The organism is Bacteroidota bacterium, assembly GCA_018698135.1.
Classification (GTDB): Bacteria; Bacteroidota; Bacteroidia; order CAILMK01; family JAAYUY01; genus JABINZ01.
In genome coordinates, this window is record JABINZ010000238.1 from 1 (window position 1) to 2,903 (window position 2,903).

Here is a 2,903-nt window from a genome sequence, read left to right on the forward strand (position 1 = left end):
ATCCATCTAACTACGGTAAGCAAATGATGGATTATTCAAAGAAATATGGGGTATTACCAACCTATAATTAAGTCTAAGACCTCGTAATTTTAAACCATAAGGTTTTCATTTCTCACTGCGAGGTTTTCTAAAAAGTCTTTTTGAAACTAGTAAGAAGCACAGTGAAATATTTTATTGTGCTTTTTTATTCCTTTTCTTTATCTCTCTCCAAAGCACATGTTGGCATTTGTTTAACCTGTGTATCAACTTCCTGATAAACAATTTCTGCAATATCTTTAATCACTTTCTGTAATTTTTCACGATTACTTCCCTTTGTCATGATATTTAAAAGGAAAGGTTTTCCTGCATAATAAACAATAGCAACATGATGCAACTGCCTTATTTGAACTTCATCGGCTTCAGTTATATGATCTCTTTCACCATATTTATGACTGATTTGTATTTCATCGGGAATGGCAGCTCTGATCCCAAATGGGTAGTCTGATTCACTCAGGATTTCTAAAGCTAAATTGGAATATTTTTTATTTAAATAACTCGCATTATAGAGAACTCTTAGAAAAGTTGAATATGCTTTTACGGATATATAGTTCGATTCAGAAGCTAAATCAGTTGCATCAATAAATCCAAGATCCTTCTTAACCAATCGCATATATTCATCTGTAATTCGATCGAGGAGTAAAAGTGTTGCATCATTATCGGAATGAATAATCATATAATCCAATAACTCTTCAACAGTATAATACTTTAACAGTTTAAGTTTTGTTCTGGGCATACTTACCCATGGCTTTTGTTTTAATCTATTTTCCGTTTCACTTCCAAGGTATTGTATTTTCTCTTTTAACAAGGATGGATTTGTTTCCGCTTTTTTTAAAACAGCAATTAAAACAGGAACCTTATTTAAACTCGCAGGTGAAAACTTTTCACGTTCATTAATGCCAAACCAAAAACCATTGGTCAAATCCCGAAAATAGACTGAAACGATATCAATAGACTTATCCGTAATGGCTTTTGCAATGTAGTTCTGAACTTTGGGCTTAAAGTTTTCTAATTCATCAAAACATAAATTGGTTTGTGGATATAAAAAAGCAATTGGATTAATAAAAGGCATAATCATCGTATCCTTTAGCGGTGCCATCAATTTTTGCTCTTCACTTTTCTCAATTAGTGTTTTCTTATATTGTCGAACTATACGTGCTTTTTTTTCAGAAAAATCTACATACCAGCCCAGAATAAACCCCAACGCAAGTATGAGAACAATAACAAGGACATAATAAAATAATCGGCTGTTTTTCTTTTTAGTGAAGGAGTTTTGAGTAGTGTTAGAGGCCTGCGTTTTTTGCATTATTAGTTTTGTTACTTTTTTATATCTAGAGAAAAAAATCTAACGGAAATACTGCAATTCTATTGTATCTATAAAAACTTTTTTTAAGAATTAATCCGTGCAAACCACAATTGATAAATCAATCATACTGTATGCTACAAGTGATTACTTCAAGCTTTAGAAATCAGAATGGAAAAACTAGATATTACTTTCGCAAAACCTCTTTCTTAATATGCTGAATATGACCTCTGCCAAGACCTTTTACTTCGCAACCTAATTCAAAATATCTTCGGATTTTATCGTCATCTAGAATCCCAAAACAGTCAATAATTGCCAAAGGTTGTCCAGCCCATTTCACGATATCATCTGGATTCAAATCCATATATTCCTGATGAGGAACAGCAAGAATCATAGCTTCAGCATCTACTAAGGCATCTTGCAAGTTTTTCTGAACTTTCAACTCCTTTAGTTCTTCTTGTTTTCTAAAATACTTACTCCACGAGTTAGGGAAAGTATCCTGATGTTCCAATTCAACCCAATTGTCTACATAAGGGTCATGCACTTTTACATCACCACCCATTTCTTTGATTCTTCTTAGAACCAATTCACTGCCACTGTAGCGTGTATCTCCAACATCCTGACGGTAGCTGGCTCCACAAATTAAAATATCAGAACCTGCAATATGAATGTCAATATTTCTAAGAGCATCGCGAGTTAGTTCCGCAACGTGTAATGCACGGGTATCATTAATATCAATAGCAGCAGGTGTAATTTTAAACACATCGTCACCATCATTGAAGCCCAGAATATGCTCGTAGGCCCAATAACCAAGGCCTCCATCTTTAGGTAAACAATAGCCACCTACTCCGGGTCCGGGAAACATGATATTGGAGTGAGTTGGTCTCATTTTAATGGCTTTATAAACCTTCACCATGTCAACACCCGTGCGCTCGGCAAACAAACTCCATTCGTTCATAAAAGCCAAAATACTAGCACGATATGAATTCTCAACTATTTTTGAAGTTTCTGATTCGATGGGTCTATCTAATACAGTAAGCGGATATTCTTTCGTATTTAAAACATCATTTAGAAACTGCTCAACTTTTGCTTTTGCATCAGCATCACAACCCGAACATACACGCCAGAAATCTCGAATAGAGGATACATATTCACGACCGGGCATTACTCGCTCGTAACTATGCGATAAAAGTGGAGTTGTTGCAATTCCTCTTTTCTTGAAAGCTTTTTTCATGATAGGCCAGGCCACTAACTCTGTTGTTCCCGGAGCAACTGTTGTTTCAATCAATGTCAAGCAATGTGCTTGAATTTTTTCAGCAATTGTTTTAATAGCAGCTTCCAATGCAGCCATATCCGTTTCTCCTGTCCGCATATTTCCCAATTCCTTCTTGTGGAAATCGCACTGCACATCTACCACAACAACATCTGCCAGACTCAAACAATCGTTGTTATAAGTTGCTGTCAGCGTTTTCTTATCTTTTACAACCCTATTAATGACTTCATATACTTCAGGGTCTTCTGCTTTTACGGGTGGTTCGCCCCTATTGATAATAGGAATTTTCCA

The 2,903-nt window shown here is 35.4% G+C and carries 2 protein-coding genes; both read right to left on the minus strand.

Annotated features, from left to right (window positions below):
* Window positions 1-184: 184 nt before the first annotated feature.
* The gene (locus tag HOG71_14785; protein MBT5992113.1) at window positions 185-1,342 is read right to left on the minus strand and encodes a serine hydrolase; all 1,158 of its coding nucleotides are present in this window, start codon (window positions 1,340-1,342) and stop codon (window positions 185-187) included.
* A 184-nt stretch (window positions 1,343-1,526) separates the two neighbouring features.
* On the minus strand, window positions 1,527-2,903 hold a 1,377-nt coding region (locus HOG71_14790), incomplete at its 5' end, for a GDP-mannose dehydrogenase (GenBank protein MBT5992114.1).

What these genes read in the sequence shown, in the direction of transcription:
- HOG71_14785 (MBT5992113.1), bottom strand. Translation starts at nt 1,342, where the DNA reads ATGCAAAAAACGCAGGCCTCTAACACTACTCAAAACTCCTTCACTAAA.